Origin of the sequence: Aerosakkonema funiforme FACHB-1375, from assembly GCF_014696265.1 — a bacterium.
GTDB lineage: Bacteria > Cyanobacteriota > Cyanobacteriia > Cyanobacteriales > Aerosakkonemataceae > Aerosakkonema > Aerosakkonema funiforme_A.
In genome coordinates, this window is sequence record NZ_JACJPW010000016.1 from 55,899 (window position 1) to 74,012 (window position 18,114).

Below are 18,114 nucleotides of genomic sequence, written 5' to 3' on the forward strand. Positions count from 1 at the left end.
CAAATTCCAAATCGCGATGAGTCAGACTAAACCTATTAATGAATTGGTTGATAAACTCCCGACTAGCAATGTAACCGTTTATTTGCTGCGAGCTTTGGATTCGGTTGCTCCGGGTGAGTGGGAAAACTTAGTCGGGTTTGAAAATACTATTCGCGCTGTGACAGGAGAAACCAATAATAAAACAGTGAAAAAAATACGCGATCGCGCGATCGATTTGTATAGCGATCGCTCGCAAGGATACCAGCAAGCTTTGTGGATATACCAAACCGTAGATAACGCGGATACGGCGCTGGGTGCAGCCGCAATGGCTAACAAAATTGGCGAAAAAGTCGGTTTTCTGTCTTTCTTAAACAAGCTAACTCCCAAGGCTGATACAATTCAAACTATCGATTTAGCGATAAAATTAGTAGCAGAGCTAATCGCTTTTGCAAAGATGAACGGCTCGCCTGCGATCGAGATTAGTGATTTTAAAGCGGCGTTGAGCAGTTATCATCATGAGTCTCTCATTAGAATGGCTGCTTTAGTTTGCGTTGATGGTCTGGTTCCCCTTGGCCCGGATTTTGTCTCCAAGGTACAATCAACTTTAGGTGGGCTTAATCCTTCTCTTTTACAACAAAATTCCACTTTCCAAAGTTTGAGTAATTTAATTCCGGGAGGTAGTACGGGAGATAAATTGGGCTTTATTGGCGCAAGTTTCGCATCAGTGCAAGGCTGGATGAATAATTTTGTAGGTTCTCGCCATTTAACGCCACAAATGTTTCTTGGCAATCTCAAAAAATATGTGGATATCGCTGATGATAAACTGGATTATGTCGCTGCCTTTCTGGACATGACAACCAACTACTTTGAACACACGGGTACTCAAACTGTAGCTCGGCGCTTAATCGAACGAGCTGCTTCTGAAATTTAGAGATAAAAATATGGCAACGCAAATCGCCGCACCACCAAAAGCGCGTTTAATTGAAGTGTTCTCCGCCATTCAAGGCGAAGGAATGAATGTGGGTACGCGCCAAATTTTCATTCGTTTTGCGTTGTGCGATTTGCGCTGCCATTTTTGCGATAGCGCTCATACTTGGAGCGTTCCAGAAGTTTGTCAAATTGAAAAAACGCCGGGATGGCGCGATTTTGAAACTCATCCCAATCCGGTAATGCTAACAGATTTGCTGTCATGGGTGGAAAGGCAAAATCAACCGGGATTGCACGATAGTATTAGTTTGACTGGTGGAGAACCGCTTCTTTCTGCGCCGTTTTTGGTGCAATTTTTACCAGAAGTGCGATCGCTGACCGATTTGCCAATATACTTGGAAACTGGCGGTCATCGTCCAGAGCAATTATCCCAGCTTTTGCCTTACTTGGATTCGATCGGCATGGACATCAAACTACCGAGTGTCAGCGGTGAAAATCGCTGGCAAGCTCATCAAGAATTTTTACAACTTTGTGGCAATTCACAACTAGAAGTATTTGTCAAGATAATTATTTCCAGTCAAACCAATCCAGCCGAATTAGAACAAGCTGGTGAGTTGGTAGCTTCTGTAAATCCGGCAATTCCGATATTTTTGCAACCCGTAACGGCGCTACCGGGTGAGGTTTTGGTAGTTGTTCCTGCACCCGATCGCGTTTTGGAATGGCAAGCATTGATGAAGCGTTTTGTCAAGCAAGTGCGAGTGATACCGCAGACTCACAAAATGATGAATCAGCTGTAATTTCCTTCTCTACCGATCTTCAATTAAGTGCAGATGATTCCCTCATTCCCAGTTCAGCCGTAATTTCTGGTAGGCAGATATTGCTGTTTTCCTCTTGCTGCCATTTCTCGTTCATATTGCCAACAGAAAGATCGGCGAGAGTTAACACAGGAAGCTTCAATGCGTCTTTAAAAGACTCAATATCTGCGGCTAATTCTTCTAAACTTTCTCCAGAAGGTGCAACTGCATTTTCTGTGCATCCAAAAATAGAGCCATCCTTTGCATAAAAGACTTCACGAATGATGCAATCGCCGTTTGTTTCTCGAAAAACGCGATAGTTCCAGGTTTTCATTACAAATTGGCTAACAGGTTTGAGGATAAGAGTAAGAGCGGTCATAAACGGAATTAAAAATAAGCTTTTGAATTCAGAAACCCGGTTTCTTCAAGAAACCGGGTTTCTTTTGCAAAACCGATCGCCTAACCGTAAATATCTTCCGATTGGTAATCTTCGCGAGAGGCTTTCATTTTGGCTTTTGCCTTGTTGGCGCTACGTTTGAGCGCTTGCAGTCGCGCTTCGTATTTGCTGCGCTGACGTTTAGCGGGAGTCAAGTCGATCATCGCTTTTAAAGCGCTACCGAGACTTTTGTAGGCATTGGGGAGAGAATAGCCGAAACGGGTGGCGAGTGCGATCGCTTTTTCGTCGGCGTCGATCGCTTCCTTGAGGGTGCGTTCGCCGTTATTCTTTTGATAAAGTCGCCAACCTGACACGCCGCAAAGTCCCAGTGCCAACAGCAGCAACAAACCATCTTGTACCCACAATTCTCCCACAGCGCCACCCAAGCCGATCGCCAGCGCTGCCATTTCCCAACCATCTCTGGGAATTGTATCGTTTTGAATGCGGGCGACTTCGTGCCAGAACAGCAAATTGCGCTGATCCATTGCCAGTTGATCCCATTTCACCAGGTCAATTTGGATTTCCACCTGGTCTTTGCCAATTTCTTCACAGCGAATCAGGGGTGGATTCACCTCGGTTGTGCCTTCAACCGTGACCCAACTCTGCATTTCTGGCGGCAGTAATCCTTTTAAACGCCGCAGTTCGCTCATTTCCGATCTAGCAGAGGAAGTTGCATAGGATGTCATATTTCCAGCCCCAGCAAGTTAGCAGCAGACAAAAAACGTCTTTTTTGGAGTATACATTGACAATTGTACGGCTTAACACAGGGGTCTGTGCTGAATCGGGATAAAATGCAGGTGCGAAGCTTCCCCTGTAGGTCGATCGTTCCTCTGGCTAAATTCCAGCTGCCCGTAACTCTCCAAAAATTCTTGTGGGGTAGGCATCCTGCCTGCCTTTTTTATTCTTTTGGAGGAGATCTCTAATGAATCTGCGTGTATGAGAGACCGCAGAGTGTCAATGAATCCGTAAATTAAGAGACTATTTTGCGATCGGGTGGTGATTCCAGATCCATTATCGGCCCTTTGGGAACGATGCGAGTCGGATTGATTTTGTTATGGCTGACATAGTAATGCCGCTTGATGTGGTCGAGGTTGCAGGTTTCTTTAACTCCGGGAATTTGATAAAGTTCTTTGAGGTAATTCCAAAGATTTGGATAATCCCAAATATGATGCAGATTGCATTTGAAGTGACCGTAATAAACTGGGTCAAAACGCAGGAGGGTTGTGAACATACACCAGTCTGCTTCGGTGATGCGATCGCCACACAAATAGAGCTGTTTGCCTAACACTTCATCCCAATGTTGCAAAGCGTTAAATAAATCTGTCACCCCTTCCTCATAAGCTGTCTGAGTCGTAGCGAATCCGGCTCGATAAACGCCGTTATTGATCGGTTGATAAATGAGTTCGATCGTTTTGTCAACCTTTTCCAGTAAATCATCAGGCAAAAAGTGCCAATCTGACTTCGCGAAATCCTGAAATTCGGTATCCAACATCCGGATAATTTCGCGAGATTCGTTATTTACTATTGTGCTGGTTTCCTTATCCCAAAGCACCGGAACAGTTACCCGTCCTTCATATTTTGCATCTGCCTTGAGATAGATTTCCCAAAGATAATTCGCACCATTAATCGAGTCGGGAATGCAACCCGGTTCGTCGGAGAATTCCCAGCCGTTTTGGTCGATTACCGGATGGACAACTGAAAGGCCGATCGCATCCGACAAACCCTTCAATTTTCGCATGATTGCGGTGCGGTGCGCCCAAGGACAAGCCCAAGAAATATAAAGATGATAGCGCCCTGTTTCCGCTTTAAAACCGCTAGAACCATCAGCCGTAATTTTGTTGCGAAAACTGGTAACTGGACGAATAAATCTGCCTTGGGAATCTTCTTGTTCCCGTTCCGATACCCACCTGCCGTCAGCAAGAAGACCTAAACCCATAATAACTCCTTTCAGTTGCTATGGATAATTATAGCTGGTAGCGATAAGCTGTTCGGTATTTAAACTACTTATTATCCGTGTACGGTGCGTCAGACAGAACGCTTAAAATTTTTGGAAAACTTGAATATTTCACGCCCTCTACAATAGGCTATCAATTTTACGATCGGTATTGTTTATTTTAGACACAATTTATAGTAGCCACCAAAAAATTAATAATTACTCGCACACGATCCAAATTTCAGATATTTTAACAAGCCAATACAGCGAGGTTATTGCAAATTAAAGTCAAGAGCCTAGATTTTTAGTTAAGCAACCCGGTTTCTCAGGTCTTGTTGATAATGCTGCAAGATGTGAAAAATATGAAATTTTACTTCCCTATCTTCCCCATCCGACTCTTTCTTTAAGTAAATTTTATATATGGGCAGCTTCGTCCCTTGCCTGGGAAGTACGCAAGGACAAGCTTGAGGAGGGTTATCATAGTTTTATTGCCAAAGCACCTCCCTAAAGGAGTATAATATTTGATTGAACATTAAGTTATTTTGACTTTATTTACCTGCACGTACTTAGGTATTTGCAGGTAAGGCCCAACTATCGCAGTTTCCTTCATTTGCCGTCGATGATGCGGAGAGGTTTACAAGGGGAAGCTCGGATAATTTTATCTAAATAGATTTTTCAACTCCAAAACAGTACCTCATAGTGACTAGCTGGTTACGCAAGCTCTCTTTAAGAACTGTCCTGATTGTGCCCTTCGTTTTGCAAACTGTAACGGCGGTGGGATTAGTGGGTTATCTTTCTTATAAAAATGGCCAACAGGCAGTGGAAGACTTGGCAAAGCAACTGATGGAGGAGGTGGGAGAACGAATTAGCGATCGCCTCGACAGTAATTTGGAGACGCCCCAACAAGTTGTAACAACCAACCATCTAGCATGGCAACAGGGAACGCTGGATATTGGAAACTTGGAGGAAGTGCGGCAACAGCTTTGGCAGCATATAAAACTAAATCAGTCTGTGACAGGGATCTTCTTTCTCAATCGAAAGGGAGAAACTGTTGGATACGGACGCATTCTCACTCAGGATATGCGCGAAGTTGTTCGCAAGGTATCTGGAAAAGATTTACCGATCGGTACGATCTTTTACAGTGAAGCAAAAAATCCCACTCCTACACAACGCAAATTCTATATAGTTGATTCTAAAGGGAAGCCGCAAAAACTTGTCTATGGGGTAAAAATGGATTTGCGTACCCTTCCCTGGTACGTGCAAGCAAAAAGCAACCGAAAACAAACTTGGACACCACTGGTAGTTTACCAAGCTGCACCTGCGGTAGGAATGTTTGCAGTGACGCCAGTTTACGATCGCGCCGGTCAATTGCAAGCAGTTTTTGCGGCTAATGTAGATCTTGCCGCTCTCAGTACATTTCTGCAAAAGCTGCACTTTTCGCGATCGGGCCAAGCTTTTATTATCGATAGTTCTGGTAATTTAGCAGCTACCTCCACATTAGAAAAGCGCGATCTCCAGCAAGGAAACAATCGGCCTACCCCATTATCGATCTTCAATAGTCGAGATGTCAGAAACAGGGAAATTGCCGAACACTTAAAGAAGCGTTTCGGAAATTTTCGCCACATCCAAAATGACGAACAATTGATAGTCAATAGCCAAGGCGAAAAATTATTTATTAGAGTTGTTCCCTATCGAGATAAATATGGTTTGAATTTGTCACTCGTCGTTGCCATCCCAGAATCGGATTTAATGACCCGGATTAATAAAAATACTCACCATACAATTTTACTTTGTCTTGTTACTTTATTAGTTAGCATCGGGATGGGAGCGCTCGCATCCCATTCAATAACGAAACCGATTTTGCACTTAAATACTGCGGCTAAAAACTTAAGTAAAGGTGAATTAGAGGGCAATATTCCGGTAATTGGTGCTAAAGAAGTCAGTGAATTAACGGAATCTTTTAACCAGATGGCGCAGGTTTTATTAGAGTACAATCGCAGTTTAGAAACGCAAGTACGAGAAAGAACCGAGGCATGGAAACGCAGCGAAGCACAAATGAACGCTTTCTTTGCATCTGCGCCAGTGGGAATGGGAATACTCAATAAAAAACTGCGTTTTGTTAAACTCAATCAAGTTTTATCAGGAATTGCCGGGTTGACGGTAGAAGAAAAAATCGGTAAAACCATTAGGGAAGTTGTTCCCCAAAAATTAGCGGATACAATTGAACCTTTATATCAACAAGTTCTAGCCACGGGAAAACCGATTATCAATCTAGAAATAAGGGGTGAAGTTCCCAGAAAGCAGGGAATTCAGGGTTACTGGATGGTTTCGTACTTTCCAATTTTTGATGTGAATAATTCTCCTGATGGAGTGGGAGTAGTCGTTGTAGATATCACCGAGCGCAAACATCTAGAAATTGCCCTCCAAGAAAAAACAGATGAACTAGAGCGGTTCTTTTCCGCTCCATTAGACTTGCTCTGCATTGCCGACACAGATGGTTATTTTCGCCGCCTAAATGTGGAATGGGAAAATATATTAGGCTACACCTTAGCCGATCTAGAAGGGCGTAGATTTTTAGATTTCGTTCATCCTGACGATCTCGAAAGTACGTTAGGCGCAATTGCCGAATTATCACAAAAGCAAGTAGTCTTGAATTTTACCAACCGCTATCGGCATCGCGATGGCTCGTACCATTGGATAGAATGGCGATCGTTGCCGATCGGCAAACTAATTTATGCCGCCGCCAGAGATATTACCGATCGCAAACTAGCTGAAATTGCCTTACGAGAATCAGAACACAAATTTTCTACTATTTTCCACAGCAGTCCCGATCTGTTATGGATTGCCACTTTATCGGAAGGACGCTGTTTGAACGTCAATGACAGCTTTGCCAAATTTGTGGAATATCCTTATGAAGAAATTATCGGCAAAACTTGCGTTGAGCTAAAACTATGGGATAAAATTGAAGACTTGCATCGCTTCCGCCAAGCGCTTACCAGCGAAGGTAAGTTAGAAAATTTTGAAGTCGTGCTTCGCACTCGATCGCGTCAAGCCAGAACAGTTTTAATGTCGGCTACAGTCAGCCACATAAATAAACAAGATTGCGTAATTGGTTTGCTCAAAGATATTACCGATCGCAAACAAATAGAACAAGCTCTAGCGAGAGAAATTCTTCGCAGCAAAACCCTCCTGGATAGTTCTGTTGATGGTATTGTCGTCCTCGATTCCCAAGGTAATGTCCTAGAAACTAATGCTAGTTTTGCCAGAATGTTGGGCTACACCATAGCAGAAACATTAACTTTAAATCTAGTCGATTGGGATGCTGATTGGAAGCGAGATGAAATCGAACGTAAAATTGCTGAAAATAATCTGTGCATTAACACATTTGAAACCAAGCATCGCCGTAAAGATGGTTCGATTTATGATGTAGAAATTAGTGCCAATAATGTAATTATTGATGGGAAAGAAGTCAACTTTTGTATTTGTCGGGATATTACCGAACGCAAAAACTTAGAACGCGCCCTAGAAGCATCGGAAGCGAAATTAAACGATATTTTAAATACTGCTCCGGCGGCGATTTCCAGGTTTCGCGTGTTTGCCAATAGAAACTGGGAAATCGATTATATCGCTAACGGTTGCGAGGCGCTTTCCGGCTACAGCGCTGCCGAAATCAAAGCAGATAAAACTATTTGGATTAGCAGGATACCCAGCGAAGATTGGCAGGCGATCGAAAGCGATTTATTTGCGAATATTTTTGAGCAACGCACCGCCCATCGCGAGTATCGGTTGCGCCACAAAGATGGCAGTATGCGGTGGATTGCTGAAACTACTAATTCTCGATGGGATCGAACTCAAAAGTGCTGGATGGTGACGGTAATTGCCATCGACATTACGGATCGCAAACAACTGGAGATAGCTTTACAAACTTCAGAAGCTAGGCTGAAATCGGTGTTGAATAATGCGCCTGCCTTTATATCGGGAGTTCGGTTGAGCGATAACGATCGCTGGGAATATGAATATTTTTCACCGGGTATTGAAGCAATTTGCGGTTACACAGGTGAAGAAATTGCCGCCGATTATTCGCTGCTACTATCGCTGATTTTACCTGAAGATATAGAAACTGTTATCAAGCCAGCATTCAAGCGATTTTTTACACCCAATTTTGCCACCACGATTGAATTCCGACTCCGACATAAAAACGGTAGCATTCGGTGGGTTGCTAACTCCTTAAGCACCTATTGCAATGAGACAAATCAATGCTGGTATGGAACTGGCATTATGATCGACATAACCGATCGCAAACTAGCCGAACAAGCTCTCCAGCAAATTGAGTTTCGCTTACAGCAGTTAGCCGCAGCTTCGCCAGGAGTAATCTACACCGTTGTCGAATATCCAGATGGCCCTGTCCAGTATGAGTACCTCAGTCCTGTATTTGAGGAAATACACGAGATTCCCGTCGCAGAAGTGTTAGAACACCCCGAACTTACATTTAACCAAATTCATCCAGACGATCGCACAGGCTATCAGCAAGCAGTTGCCAAAGCTGTGGAAACCATGCAAACGTTCAAACACGAATGGCGAATTATGACGCCTTCTGGAAAAATTAAGTGGATTCAGGCCAATTCTCGACCGCTACGGCGGGAGAATGGCGAGATTGTCTGGCATGGAATAGTTCTGGATGTAACCGATCGCAAACGCGCCGAAGCAATTATCCAAGAAAGAGAAGCTCGATTGAGGTTAGCAATGGAAGTATCGAATGCGATCGCCTGGGAACGAAATCTCCAGACTGACGAGCTATTATTCACCTCTACGATCAAAAAGGAAGTTCCTATGAGAATTTCCTATAATGAAGCCCTGGAAATGGTTCATCCCGACGATCGAGCAAAACTGCACCGAGCCAATCAAGAAGCGATTTCCCAAAGGGGAGGGTTTCAAATCGAACATCGGCTTACTGCTAGTGTAGAGAACCCTGAATGGCGATGGTTGCAGGTAAAGGCCAAAATTTTAACCGATCCCGCAGGCAATCCTACCACCTTAATCGGAATGTCGGTCGATATTACCGATCGCAAACAAACCGAACAAGCTTTGCGGGAAAGTGAAAGTGCCCTTATGGCAGCCCAAAAAATTGCCCATTTAGGCAATTGGTCTTTCGATATCATCACCCCAAAAATCACTTGGTCTGAAGAAACCTTCTACATCTTCGGACTCGATCCTCGCGAAGGCGAACCAACCTACGATCGGTTGTTACAGTTCACCCATCCCGAAGATCTAGAAATTTTACAGCGGAATATCGAACTTGCTGTGAGAGAGGGGAAAGCTTACGAGCATGAAATCCGCATTATTCGACCGGATGGTGCGATCCGGTACACATTCGGTAAAGGAGAACCTGTTTTTAATGAAGCAGGGCAGGTTATTAAATTATTTGGCATCGTGCAGGATATTACCGAGCGCAAACAGACAGAAGAAACCTTGAAAATCACGTTAACTCGCCTGCAAAACTTAGCAACAGCTGTCCCTGGCAATATTTATTCTTTGGTACGGCATTCCGATGCTTCTTTTAAATTTGAATATTGCAATCGGGGGATCGAAGAAATTACCGAGCTAACCCTAGAACAAGCTTTCCAAGATGCAAAAAATGTCATACTTTCTCTTATCCATCCAGAGGATTTACCAGCGTATTTGGAAGCAATCGATCGCAGTCTCCAAACTATGGATATTTTTAAACATCAATGGCGGATTATCACACCTTCGGGCCAACTGAAGTGGTTGCAAGGCAACTCCCAACCCGAACGCCGAAACAATGGAGATATCGTCTGGCATGGGATTGTTTTAGATATTACCGATCGCAAACTAGCAGAGGCAGAACTCTCTCAAGCAAAAGAAGCCGCAGAAGCAGCTAACCGCGCCAAAAGCACTTTCTTAGCAAATATGAGCCACGAATTGAGAACGCCCCTGAATGCCGTTCTTGGTTTTGCCCAATTAATCAGCCAAAGTCCGGGACTTTCTCCCCAAGATCGGGAAAATATCGCCATTATTAACCGCAGCGGAGAACACTTGCTCACCCTCATTAATGATGTGCTAGATATGGCCAAAATTGAAGCGGGTCGAATGACGCTAAACGAAACAAAATTTAACTTGTATCGATTTTTGGATGAGTTAGAAAGGATGTTTTATTTAAAAGCTAGAGATAAAAAATTGCAATTAAATTTTTATCGAGATGCCAGCATTCCTGAATTTGTGCGGACTGATGAAATAAAGCTGCGCCAAGTCTTGATTAATCTGATCGGTAACGCTATTAAGTTTACTGAAGCAGGGCACGTAACAGTGCGAGCGATCGAAAAGACAAAAGGCAGAAACCAGACCAGAGAAAACGAATTTATGGATCTGGATAATGGAGATACTTCCCGGCTGGCTTTTGAAATTGAAGATACAGGGGTAGGCATTCCGGAACATGAATTAGAAAGTATTTTTGAACCATTTTTGCAAACGAGGACGGGTAAACAATCTCAAGAAGGTACCGGTTTAGGCTTACCGATCAGCCGTAAATTCATTCAACTGATGGGCGGCAACATTACTGTCAGTAGCAAAGTCGGCTGTGGCAGCACTTTCTATTTTGATATTCAGTTTGGCTTAGCCGATCGGCTATCAGAATTAAATAAGCAATTACAACTAGAAGATAACGGCCAAATAACCACTAGAGAAAATTATTCTCTTACTCCTATTGAAGAAGCTGCGATAAAGCCCATAGATTTCGCCGTTTTACCTAAAAATTTAATTGAGCGTTTAGAGCAAGCCAGTATCCAGGCAAGCTGGTATGAAATAACTTCCACTATTGACGAAATCGCAGGTATTAATCCTCAGTTAGCCGAGCGGCTTAAATATTTAATCCAAATGTTTGATTACCAGAAAATTGTCACGGCAATTAAACTTTATAAATATACGGGAGAAGATAAATGATTCAGTCATTAGATAGTTACATTAACAATGGATTTACAGCTAATATTTTAGTGGTTGATGATGACATTAATAATTTGCGTTTGCTCACGGAGGTTTTGAGCAAACGCGGGTATGAAGTACGTCCTATCCGAGATGAGCGGATGGTTCCAGCAGCAATTCAGGCTAAGCAGCCGGACTTGATTTTGCTTGACATCATGATGCCGTATATCGATGGCTATGAAATCTGCTCCCATCTGAAAGCTAACGAAAAAACTCGCCATATTCCGGTGATTTTTTTAAGCGCTTTGCACGAAGCAATCGATAAAGTTAAAGCTTTTTCTATAGGTGGTGTTGACTATATTACCAAACCATTTCAAACGGAAGAAGTGATAGCGCGGATTGAAAATCAGTTACATATATGCAGGTTACAAAAACAAATAATAGAGCAAAATGAGCGATTAAAACAGGAAATTAAAGAACGCGAGTTAATGGCAGAAAAACTGCGTTCTTCTCAGGCAGAAATGCGCGGTTTTTTTGAGGCGATGGCAGACATCGTATTAATTGTCGATCCAGATGGCAAGACTATCAAAGTTGCTCCCACAAAGCCCGAAAAACTGTATCCTCCAGGCTCAGATATTATCGGTAAAACAGTAGAACTGTTGTATAAAGAATCGAGTGTAATGTTTCGCAGCCGCATCAGAGAATCACTACATTTGCAGCAAATAGTTAATTGCGAATATAGCTTGAGGGTGGGTCGGGAAGAAGTTTGGTTTTCTGCCAGCATTGCGCCCATTTCTGAAAATACTGCCGCTTGGGTGGCCCGCGATATTACCGATCGCAAAAAGGCAGAAGCAGCTCTTTCCACCAGTGAAGAACGCTTGCACCTAGCCTTAGAAGGCAGCAATTTAGGTTTGTGGGACTGGAACTTGAGGACTGGTGAAATCTACCGCGATCGCGCCTGGAACGAAATGCTAGGTTATCAAGATACCGAAATTGCAAATAATTTAAAAGGTTTTGAAAGCTTGCTGCATCCAGAAGACGTCGTTTTGATGCAAAAAGTCTTAGATGCCTATATCCAAGGCGAAAATAGCTGCTATAAAGTAGAATTTCGGATGCGATCGAAATCCGGCGAATGGAAATGGATTCTCTGCCGGGGCAAAATTTCTGAGCGCGACAGTTCCGGACAGCCAGTGCGAATCACGGGAACGCACAAAGATATCAGTCAGCAAAAAGCTTTAGAACAAGAACTTGCCTTACGAGAAGCGAGATTAAATGCCTTTTTCAAGTGCGCTCCAGTCGGTATGAATATCATAGACAGCGAACTGCGATACGTGCAAATCAACGAACACTTTGCACAAATTAATGGCATACCCGCAGGCGAGCATATTGGCAAAAACATCCGGGAGCTTTTACCGCAAATTGCCCCCACAGTCGAACCCCTTTATCAACAAGTATTAGCAACGGGAGAACCGATTCTCAATTTAGAAATCACCGGAGAAATCCCCAGCCAACCCGGTATAATGCGCCACTGGGTAGTTTCTTATTTTCCCATTGCCCTGAACGACAGCACCCCTTCTAATGTAGGATCGGTGATAGTTGAAATTACCGATCGCAAACGAGCTGAATTAGAGCTGCAACTGGCAAAAGAACGCCTAGAATTAGTGCTTCGCGCCTCCCAAGATGGCTTCTGGGATTGGGATTTAGTCACCGGAGAAATTTACTTTTCACCTCGGTTTAAAGAGATGTTGGGCTACAGTGATGACGAATTTCCCAATGACATATCGGCTTGGGCAAACGCAATCTTTGAAGCAGACCGCATCGCCGCTTTAAAACTCGTAGAAGATTACAACTGCGATCGCATTCCACAATTTTTAGCCACCCAGCGTTTTTACCATAAAAATGGCTCCACAGTTTATATCCTCTCTCGCGCTATTCATCTCAAAGATGCCAATGGAATTCCCATTCGCATGATTGGCGCTCATACAGATATTACCAACCTCAAACAAGCCGAAGAAGCTTTACAAAAAGCCGTCTTAGCCGCCGATGCTGCCAACCGCGCCAAGAGCGAATTTCTTGCTTCCATGAGCCACGAATTGAGAACCCCGCTCAATGCCATCTTAGGCTTTAGCCAAATCATGAGTAAAGACAATTCTATCTGCGGCGAAAATCAGAAAAATCTTGCCATTATCAATCGCGCTGGGGAACATCTACTGGCTCTAATTGATGACATCTTAGAAGTATCAAAAATTGAAGCCGGTCGCACCAATTTTAATGAAAGCAGCTTCGACCTCATACAAATGCTAAACAGCTTAGAACAAATGCTGCAATTAAAAGCAGCTTCTAAAGGATTGCAACTGATTTTTGAATGCAGCCCTAACATTCCTCAGTATGTCACAACTGACCAAGGTAAATTGCGCCAAGTATTACTCAACCTTTTGGGAAATGCCATTAAATTTACAGAAGTTGGCAGCGTGAAAATGCGGGTATATGTTAGTTCTATAGCCTCAGAAATAACGACAGAAAACGAGGCAAAAAAACTCAATCTTCATTTTGAAGTGATAGACACAGGCCCCGGTATTTTTCCTGAAGAGATTCACCTGCTATTTGAAGCATTTCAGCAAACAGAAACAGGTCGTAAATCTCAGCAAGGAACAGGTTTAGGCTTGCCAATCAGCCAGAAATACGTACAATTAATGGGAGGAAAAATTAGAGTAAACAGTAACCCAGGACAAGGAAGCGTATTTGCTTTTGACATTCAAATCGGTTTGGCCGTTCCAGAATTAGTTCAGACACTTAAGCAATATCGAAAAATTATTCATTTGGCTTCCGAACAACCCGAATATCGTATTTTAATAGTTGACGATGTTGCAGAAAGTCGCCTTTTACTCAATAAAATACTCGTATCCATTGGCTTTTCTGTCCGCGAATCTGAAAATGGTAAAGAGGCAGTACAATGCTACAAAGAATGGCAACCGCATTTAATTTTGATGGATATAAGAATGCCAGTAATGGATGGTTATGAAGCAACCAGACAAATTAGATCCGAAGAACAAAAAAGGTTGAATTTCGCGGAAATTTCGGGAGATTCTGTCCCCCCATTTCCCAGAACGATCGTCCTTGCTTTGACTGCTAGCGTTTTCGAGGAACAGCGAAAAAATATTTTAGCAGTAGGCTGCGATGATTTTATTCGCAAACCCTTTCAAACTGAAGATTTATTAGAAAAAATCGGTCAATATCTGGGAGTTGAATATGAATGGGAAAGCGAAAACAAAGAAGCTGAATGTAGCCAGAAAACTTCCGAAAAAGTCCCGGAGGCAGAACTGCAAAACCTGCTGTCTCAAATGCCCCAAGATTGGATAATCAGACTCCACGATGCTGCTTCTGAATGCAGCGACGATATGGTGTTGGAATTGCTCGAAGAAATTCCAGCAGAAAATATCGATTTGGAAAATGCCATTAGAGATTTAGCGGATAATTTCCTGTTTACTCAAATTATTCGCTTGGCTGAAGAATGTATGGAATAATTTGGAATGCGATCGCACAAGTACGTAGTTAGGCTTTAGCCCTCTTAGAAAACCTGGCATCAGAGGCGTCAAGCCCAACTACATACCTGGGCGATCGCCTAAATAATCCCAAATATCACTAATTTATGATTCCTTCTTTTCCCTCCATGTAAAAATAATCTGCTCATCCGCCTGCCTAAACTCAATATTAAACTTATCAAACACAATTTCCCTGCCCAAAAGTAATTGCTCTCCTCCAGTATGACTTTGTAACCATGCTACGGGAGCAATAAAACTGTGCCCTTCAATTGTCATTTGCACATCTCGCGTAACATATTCTACACTACCTGCTATTGTTTCTGCTAATAATTTTGATTCGGCATCAGCTAACCTTAATCCTAAATCTTCCCCTACCTTGAACGAAATCAAACTTACTTCAGCACCCGAATCTACTAACATTGTTGTTGTAATTTCTTGATTTCTATGCTTCAGTTTTACGTGATAATCTGGCAACCAATTATGACGAGTAACTGCTCGAAAGCGAATTGGTAATATTTGGATAGAAGCAACATAGGGAGGAACTAAGTAAATCGCAAATACTTCTCCAGAAGCTTCAGCTAATTCTAAAACTTCCTGCAAATTTTCGCTATGAGCAATCAAACGCTCGGCATTATAAGCAACATATTGATTTTTATACCGATCTAACAACATCCAGCGATTGCGGTTCAACCACTTCAGCATTTCGCGGCTTTCTTCGGGAGAAGGTGTTTTGCTCATAAATTTATAATTGAACAAGGGATAGGAACATCGTCGTTATTAATTAAGGAATTCAGGCTTGATATTTAGCTATTAATTCCCGAAGCTTTTTGGCTTCTCTTAACTTCGTTAATTAGCGGTTGTAGCAGCTAATAAATTCTCTAATCACCCAACCCCAAACTCGATATTGACCATTATAATAACCACCTATTTTAGCCCAAGGGCGGCCTTTATTATCATAAGATATCTCTTGGATATATACTTCTCGGCCATTTCTTAGAGTATTAATTATTCGACCGTTAGGGCGATCCCGAACATTAAGTGGAGTCCCTGTAGGATCTGTCACTTGACAGACGCTTTCTGCTTGAACAGCCCACTCTCCTATAGTAACAGGAACTAATAGAGCAATAGCTAATAAATAACATGGCAGTCTTTTCATCATTGTTTCTCCTTCTTTTTCCTCATGGTTAAAATTTTTCTTCCGAAAAGCATAACATCAGCCGTATTCTTTTATAAAGAATAGGAGCGATGCCAAAGGAATCGCCCCTAAACATATTTTGGGTAAACTTGAAAATTGGCGCTTAAATTACACTTAAGCGCCTTCACTGCGGCTCATTTTGGTAAGAGCGACCGCCCATGTAAAGAGCCGTTGCCAACGCGATTCCAGGTAAAGTGATTACAAATGCCCACGGCGTATTTAACCAACTCTTTGCCTGGTATTTTTGCTTATAAAACGAACAAGCTTCAGCAGAATTAACAGAACTCAACAAAATGCCGCTGGCGATCGCAGCACTGGATGCGATCGCGACCAAGGACAATTTTACTTTCATCATAGTTTTGGCCTCAACTCGTTTTAGCTTTAATTCTAATCGCTAAGTTGGTAAGTTGGGAATTGCCGAGCGGGAAACAAACGATTCGATAGATCGATCGGCTTCGCGAACAGCGAGCGAGCGAGCGTCCAAGCGGCGAGATGCCGATATCATGCAGATTTGGCAAAACCCTAAGAACTCTAACAGCCTATGCAATTTCTATAATCAGTTTTTTACCTAAAGCATTCGCATATCTTTCCAAAGTATAGATACCAACATCTTCTGCATGATTCTCTATTCTAGAAATAGTCGATTTATTCAAATTTAATTGCCGTGCTAATTCTTCATGCGTTATTCCCGCTTCTTTTCTCGCTTAATCTAGGAATTCTTCCACGGGACAGCGATCCGAATCTGTGCGGTAGAATACTATTTCTCTCATGGATTAAGTAGAACGGAACGCTATTTCACTATTTTAGTGCGTTTGGCTTTTCACCTTGACAACTTAATAAAAAAAAGACGATCGAGTTTAACCGATCGCCCTTACTCATATCTACTCGGAGTCACTTACAACAGGGAAACTTAAACCTTTGCTTCTTCCTTCACCAACTTATCCCAACCCAAATCTTTCAGGCTGTTGTTACGGCGCAGCGGACGAGTTACCAGTTCCAGGATGTCGCGTGCGTTGGTAAAGCCGTGAATTTGAGCAAAAGTAAACTCAACCGACCATTTGGTATTGATACCCCGCGCTTCCAACGGGTTAGCATGAGCCATACCAGTAATCACCAAATCAGTCTTCAGATCGTAAATCCGCTGAATTTGATTGTAATTATCCGGTTTTTCGACAATGCGAGGCATCGGTACGCCCATTTCTTGGCAAGTCTTCTCCAGCAATAGCAACTCAGCGGCTTGATAGCGCTTATCCATATAAGGAATGCCGATTTCCGGACAAGTCATACCGCAGCGAATCAGGAAACGTGCTAGAGAGATTTCCAACAAATTATCGCCCATGAAGAACACAGATTTGCCGCGAATTAACTTAATGTAATCTTCCAGACTTTCCCAAATTTGTTTTTCCCGTTCTTCCAATCCCTTCGGCTCAATTCCAAACACCGAGCAAATCTTTTCAATCCAAGCGCGGGTGCCATCTGGGCCGATCGGGAACGGTGCGCCAATCAATTTGCACTTGCGGCGACGCATCAGCGCTGTAGCGGTGCGGCTGAGGAAAGGATTGACACCAGCCACATAATACCCTTCTTCGATGACCGGCAGTTCTGTGAAGCGCTTCGCCGGCAACCAACCGGATACTTTAATGCCTTGTTTCTTCAGTTCCAAAGTCAGTTGGGTGACAACGGGGTCGGGCAGGGAACCGAAAAGAACTAACGGCGGGTGGTTGACATATTCCGACTCTTCTGCTTGTACTTCTTCTTTCTTGCGACCGAAGTTGAGCAGTTTAGCGATCGCATTCCGTTCTTCCTTCTCAGATTCCATCACGGGAGCCTTTTCCGGACAACGCGCTGCCATCGCCGCCAGTACGGTATCTTCCCCTTGAGTGAAGGCGTAGTCCAAACCGTTAGCGCGAGCCACTACAATGGGGATACCCAGTTCGGCTTCTAGCTTGGGTGCCAAACCTTCCAAATCCATTTTGATGATTTCGGTGGTGCAGGTGCCGATCCAAACGATGACGCTGGGGTTGCGATCGCGCTTAATCTGCGAACACAGCCGCTTGAGTTCCTCATAATCATTCAGCTGCGCCGAGATATCCCCTTCTTCCAACTCTGCCATCGCGTAGCGGGGTTCGGCAAAAATCATTACCCCCATCGCATTTTGGAGGAAGTAGCCGCAAGTTTTAGTGCCAATTACTAAAAAGAAGCTATCTTCAATCTTTTGGTAAAGCCACGCTACACAGCTAATCGGGCAAAAAGTATGGTAATTGCCAGTTTCGCACTCAAAATTGAGCGCTTGCGGTTCTGCAACAGTCATAAAATCCTCTCTCGTGCTAGTGCTATAAAGCTAAAAATGAAAGCAAGTTTCCTATAGAGCG

General features: G+C 43.2%; 12 protein-coding genes and 1 pseudogene. 4 read left to right on the plus strand and 9 right to left on the minus strand.

The genetic code is table 11. The features are described from left to right. The first annotated feature begins 16 nt into the window (after positions 1-16). Both H6G03_RS08510 and H6G03_RS08515 read left to right on the plus strand, forming a co-directional pair. Complete coding sequence (locus tag H6G03_RS08510; RefSeq protein WP_190463888.1) at positions 17-910, plus strand: hypothetical protein; 894 nt, start codon at positions 17-19, stop codon at positions 908-910. Between the two features lie 10 nt (positions 911-920). Further along, positions 921-1,703 (plus strand): 7-carboxy-7-deazaguanine synthase QueE, encoded by a 783-nt coding sequence (locus tag H6G03_RS08515; RefSeq protein ID WP_190463889.1) that lies wholly within the window; start codon positions 921-923, stop codon positions 1,701-1,703. A 19-nt stretch (positions 1,704-1,722) separates the two neighbouring features. Here H6G03_RS08515 and H6G03_RS08520 read toward each other — a convergent pair whose 3' ends face one another. The 4 genes from H6G03_RS08520 to H6G03_RS08530 all read right to left on the minus strand — a co-directional run bounded on the left by H6G03_RS08520 (position 1,723) and on the right by H6G03_RS08530 (position 4,072). Continuing rightward, entirely contained in the window at positions 1,723-2,079 is a 357-nt protein-coding gene (locus tag H6G03_RS08520) for a hypothetical protein (RefSeq protein ID WP_190463890.1), read from the minus strand. An 80-nt stretch (positions 2,080-2,159) separates the two neighbouring features. Next, the gene (locus H6G03_RS08525; protein ID WP_190463891.1) at positions 2,160-2,822 is read right to left on the minus strand and encodes a DUF3318 domain-containing protein; all 663 of its coding nucleotides are present in this window, start codon (positions 2,820-2,822) and stop codon (positions 2,160-2,162) included. A gap of 72 nt (positions 2,823-2,894) precedes the next feature. Further along, on the minus strand, positions 2,895-3,020 hold the full coding sequence (locus H6G03_RS38740) for a hypothetical protein (protein WP_255512199.1): 126 nt from the start codon (positions 3,018-3,020) through the stop codon (positions 2,895-2,897). 86 nt (positions 3,021-3,106) lie between these two features. Continuing rightward, complete coding sequence (locus H6G03_RS08530; RefSeq protein ID WP_190463892.1) at positions 3,107-4,072, minus strand: glutathione S-transferase family protein; 966 nt, start codon at positions 4,070-4,072, stop codon at positions 3,107-3,109. Between the two features lie 696 nt (positions 4,073-4,768). Here H6G03_RS08530 and H6G03_RS08535 point away from each other — a divergent pair. Further along, on the plus strand, positions 4,769-11,026 hold the full coding sequence (locus H6G03_RS08535; RefSeq protein WP_190463893.1) for a PAS domain S-box protein: 6,258 nt from the start codon (positions 4,769-4,771) through the stop codon (positions 11,024-11,026). Beyond that, the gene (locus H6G03_RS08540) at positions 11,023-14,529 is read left to right on the plus strand and encodes a response regulator (RefSeq protein ID WP_190463894.1); all 3,507 of its coding nucleotides are present in this window, start codon (positions 11,023-11,025) and stop codon (positions 14,527-14,529) included. Before H6G03_RS08535 ends, H6G03_RS08540 begins: the two co-directional genes overlap by 4 nt. Before the next feature lie 123 nt (positions 14,530-14,652). Here H6G03_RS08540 and H6G03_RS08545 read toward each other — a convergent pair whose 3' ends face one another. From H6G03_RS08545 to H6G03_RS08565, 5 genes and pseudogenes are all read right to left on the minus strand, one after another. Then, positions 14,653-15,285 (minus strand): retropepsin-like domain-containing protein, encoded by a 633-nt coding sequence (locus tag H6G03_RS08545; protein ID WP_190463895.1) that lies wholly within the window; start codon positions 15,283-15,285, stop codon positions 14,653-14,655. 112 nt (positions 15,286-15,397) lie between these two features. Beyond that, on the minus strand, positions 15,398-15,706 hold the full coding sequence (locus H6G03_RS08550) for an SH3 domain-containing protein (RefSeq protein WP_199315206.1): 309 nt from the start codon (positions 15,704-15,706) through the stop codon (positions 15,398-15,400). Positions 15,707-15,866: 160 nt separating this feature from the next. Then, entirely contained in the window at positions 15,867-16,097 is a 231-nt protein-coding gene (locus H6G03_RS08555) for a hypothetical protein (RefSeq protein WP_190463896.1), read from the minus strand. Positions 16,098-16,281: 184 nt separating this feature from the next. After that, positions 16,282-16,434 (minus strand): annotated as a pseudogene (locus H6G03_RS39455) (helix-turn-helix domain-containing protein); the annotation flags it as partial. 218 nt (positions 16,435-16,652) lie between these two features. Further along, complete coding sequence (locus H6G03_RS08565) at positions 16,653-18,053, minus strand: ferredoxin:protochlorophyllide reductase (ATP-dependent) subunit N (RefSeq protein WP_190463897.1); 1,401 nt, start codon at positions 18,051-18,053, stop codon at positions 16,653-16,655. Between the last annotated feature and the right edge of the window lie 61 nt (positions 18,054-18,114).

Bases quoted from the DNA above. Each gene is read 5' to 3' on its own strand.
- H6G03_RS08565 (WP_190463897.1), bottom strand. From the start codon at position 18,053: ATGACTGTTGCAGAACCGCAAGCGCTCAATTTTGAGTGCGAAACTGGC.
- H6G03_RS38740 (WP_255512199.1), bottom strand. From the start codon at position 3,020: ATGCCTACCCCACAAGAATTTTTGGAGAGTTACGGGCAGCTGGAATTT.
- H6G03_RS08555 (WP_190463896.1), bottom strand. From the start codon at position 16,097: ATGATGAAAGTAAAATTGTCCTTGGTCGCGATCGCATCCAGTGCTGCG.
- H6G03_RS08530 (WP_190463892.1), bottom strand. From the start codon at position 4,072: ATGGGTTTAGGTCTTCTTGCTGACGGCAGGTGGGTATCGGAACGGGAA.
- H6G03_RS08510 (WP_190463888.1), top strand. From the start codon at position 17: ATGAGTCAGACTAAACCTATTAATGAATTGGTTGATAAACTCCCGACT.
- H6G03_RS08545 (WP_190463895.1), bottom strand. From the start codon at position 15,285: ATGAGCAAAACACCTTCTCCCGAAGAAAGCCGCGAAATGCTGAAGTGG.
- H6G03_RS08540 (WP_190463894.1), top strand. From the start codon at position 11,023: ATGATTCAGTCATTAGATAGTTACATTAACAATGGATTTACAGCTAAT.
- H6G03_RS08515 (WP_190463889.1), top strand. From the start codon at position 921: ATGGCAACGCAAATCGCCGCACCACCAAAAGCGCGTTTAATTGAAGTG.
- H6G03_RS08525 (WP_190463891.1), bottom strand. From the start codon at position 2,822: ATGACATCCTATGCAACTTCCTCTGCTAGATCGGAAATGAGCGAACTG.
- H6G03_RS08550 (WP_199315206.1), bottom strand. From the start codon at position 15,706: ATGATGAAAAGACTGCCATGTTATTTATTAGCTATTGCTCTATTAGTT.
- H6G03_RS08520 (WP_190463890.1), bottom strand. From the start codon at position 2,079: ATGACCGCTCTTACTCTTATCCTCAAACCTGTTAGCCAATTTGTAATG.